Consider the following 2,364-nt stretch of genomic DNA (forward strand, 5'->3'; position numbering starts at 1 on the left):
GCTATCAATTCTTGACGTTCTTTTTCTATTTTTTGATAAGTGTTTTTAAAGATTGCTATTAACAGCTCATTTTTAGAGGAAAAATAATTATAAAAGGTACCTTTTGATATTCCGCTGTATTCCAGAATTTCCTGTAAAGAAGTGGCTTGGTAACCTTTTTCAATAAATAAGTCGTGTGCTTTATCAATGACAAGCTGTTTTCTGTCGTTCATTTAATCACCATGCTTTCGATTAGACCGCCTGTATAAAAAATATATTACATTAAATTTTCTAATTAAACAAATCCCTTAACAAAGGGGATTTTTAATGGTTGCAAAAAATGAACCGATGGTATATGCTATTGTTTATGCAAAAGGAGAAATAATAAAGATTTAAAACTTCATAGGGGGAAATTTAATGCAGCAAACACAAAAATTCAATGCTCCTGATCGACCGCCATACGGTATTCTTGCGGTATTGATTGTCGGTGCTTTTATCGCTTTCTTGAACAATACATTGTTGAATATTGCTTTGCCATCCATTATGGCAGATTTGGAAATAGAACCATCTACAGTCCAGTGGCTTACGACAGGTTTTATGTTAGTCAGCGGGATCATGATTCCACTTAGCGCATATTTAATCCAAAAGTATTCTGTCCGGCGCTTGTTTATAACTGCTATGGGACTCTTTACCGCAGGTACAATTATTGCCGGTGTAGCGCACAACTTTCCGGTATTATTGGCAGGCCGTATGATTCAGGCTTCAGGTACGGCGATCATGATGCCTTTATTAATGAACGTCATGCTAGTTAGCTTTCCGATTGAAAAAAGGGGAGCGGCAATGGGTGTATTCGGACTAGTTCTTATGTTCGCACCTGCGATTGGCCCGACTCTTTCAGGCTGGATTATTGAGCACTATGATTGGCGCATGCTCTTCCATGTCATCACGCCCATCGCTGCTACAGTACTTTTATTGGGCTTTTTCATGTTAAAGGATAAAAAAGAAAAAGTTAATTTGCGATTGGACCTTTTTTCACTCATCCTTTCAAGTATTGGTTTCGGAGGATTACTCTATGGCTTCAGCTCAGCAGGATCAAAGGGCTGGGATAGTCCACATGTATATGGAACACTGATTGCAGGTGTTATAGCTTTAATTTGGTTTATTTTACGTCAATTAAATCAAGATAATCCAATGCTTAATTTCCGGATATATAAATATCCGATGTTCGCTTTGTCATCTGCTATTTCTATGGTAGTAACGATGGCAATGTTCTCAGGTATGCTGTTATTGCCGATTTATGTTCAGACAGTACGCGGCATATCACCATTGGATGCAGGACTTATGCTGCTTCCAGGTGCCATTGCAATGGCGATTATGTCACCAATCACTGGTCGATTATTTGACAAGTTTGGTGGGAAAGCTTTAGCGATTATCGGATTATCCATTACCGTTATCACAAGTTACTATTTCAGCAAGCTATCGCTGGAAACGACTTACACACAGCTAATCATTCTTTATACGTTAAGAATGTTCGGAATGTCTATGGTCAACATGCCTGTTTCCACAAATGGCTTGAACCAGCTGCCTACTCGTTACTATCCACACGGTACAGCAATGAACAACACAATGCAGCAGGTGGCCGGCGCAATCGGTACTGCTTTATTGGTTACAGTTATGTCTAATCGTGCAGAAGTTCATGGTAAAGAGATAGCAGAGGAAGCAATGAAACATGCATCTGCAGCTGGCGCACAGCCTACAGCAGCGGCAATCGCTGAAATGAAACATCAAATCGCCATGAAAGCGATGATGGAAGGAATCAATGATGCGTTCTTTGTAACAGTATTTATTTCATTGGTAGCTTTGATTTTGGCATTCTTTATTAAACGAGCTAAACAGGCAGAGGATACAATTGGCAGAGAACCTGCAAGCCAAAAATCAACTGCCGAATTAGCGGAAAATTAATTCTCAAACCCCTGGTTTCCAGGGGTTTTTTCATGTTCTTCAATTCGAATATGTAATTATATCCACAGTTCATATGTTTTAGGAGAATGGGAAACCTACCTCTAAATAAAAATTTTTATACTTCCATATTCATTTCAGCCAGTATTGCAATCCAAATCTTATGTAAGAAGGGGGAATTCGAAGTGGATAGAAAGAAAGAATCTACTACTAAGGATGCCGAAGCAAAATTATATGGATTAGATAAAGAACTCAGCCTGCAATCGGTAAATTTTGCAACAACAGAAAATCCACTCTTAAATGAACATATCCGTGATGATAAGTATGAAGAATGATTATTCGGCTAATTAGTAATTTAAATGCTTGAATATAGATCAAAATTAAAAATAAGCCGGACAGGATTGCCCAGCTTATTTTTTACTGTTG

General features: G+C 38.2%; 3 protein-coding genes. 2 read left to right on the plus strand and 1 reads right to left on the minus strand.

What is annotated here, in order from left to right; all coding sequences use genetic code 11:
* A partial coding sequence (locus WB217_RS15240; RefSeq protein WP_423994088.1) for a TetR/AcrR family transcriptional regulator occupies positions 1–212 on the minus strand: 212 nt, incomplete at its 3' end.
* Positions 213–396: 184 nt separating this feature from the next.
* On the opposite strand from WB217_RS15240, the gene WB217_RS15245 reads away from it, so the two are divergent.
* Positions 397–1,941, plus strand: coding sequence for a DHA2 family efflux MFS transporter permease subunit (locus tag WB217_RS15245; RefSeq protein WP_423994089.1), 1,545 nt, complete (start codon positions 397–399; stop codon positions 1,939–1,941).
* Positions 1,942–2,123: 182 nt separating this feature from the next.
* Entirely contained in the window at positions 2,124–2,273 is a 150-nt protein-coding gene (locus WB217_RS15250) for a hypothetical protein (protein ID WP_423994090.1), read from the plus strand.
* Positions 2,274–2,364 lie beyond the last annotated feature (91 nt).

The sequence above is a fragment of the Mesobacillus sp. genome (assembly GCF_049588175.1).
GTDB lineage: Bacteria > Bacillota > Bacilli > Bacillales > Cytobacillaceae > Mesobacillus.

Coding starts and splice junctions, on each gene's coding strand:
- WB217_RS15245 (WP_423994089.1), top strand. CDS start 397: ATGCAGCAAACACAAAAATTCAATGCTCCTGATCGACCGCCATACGGT.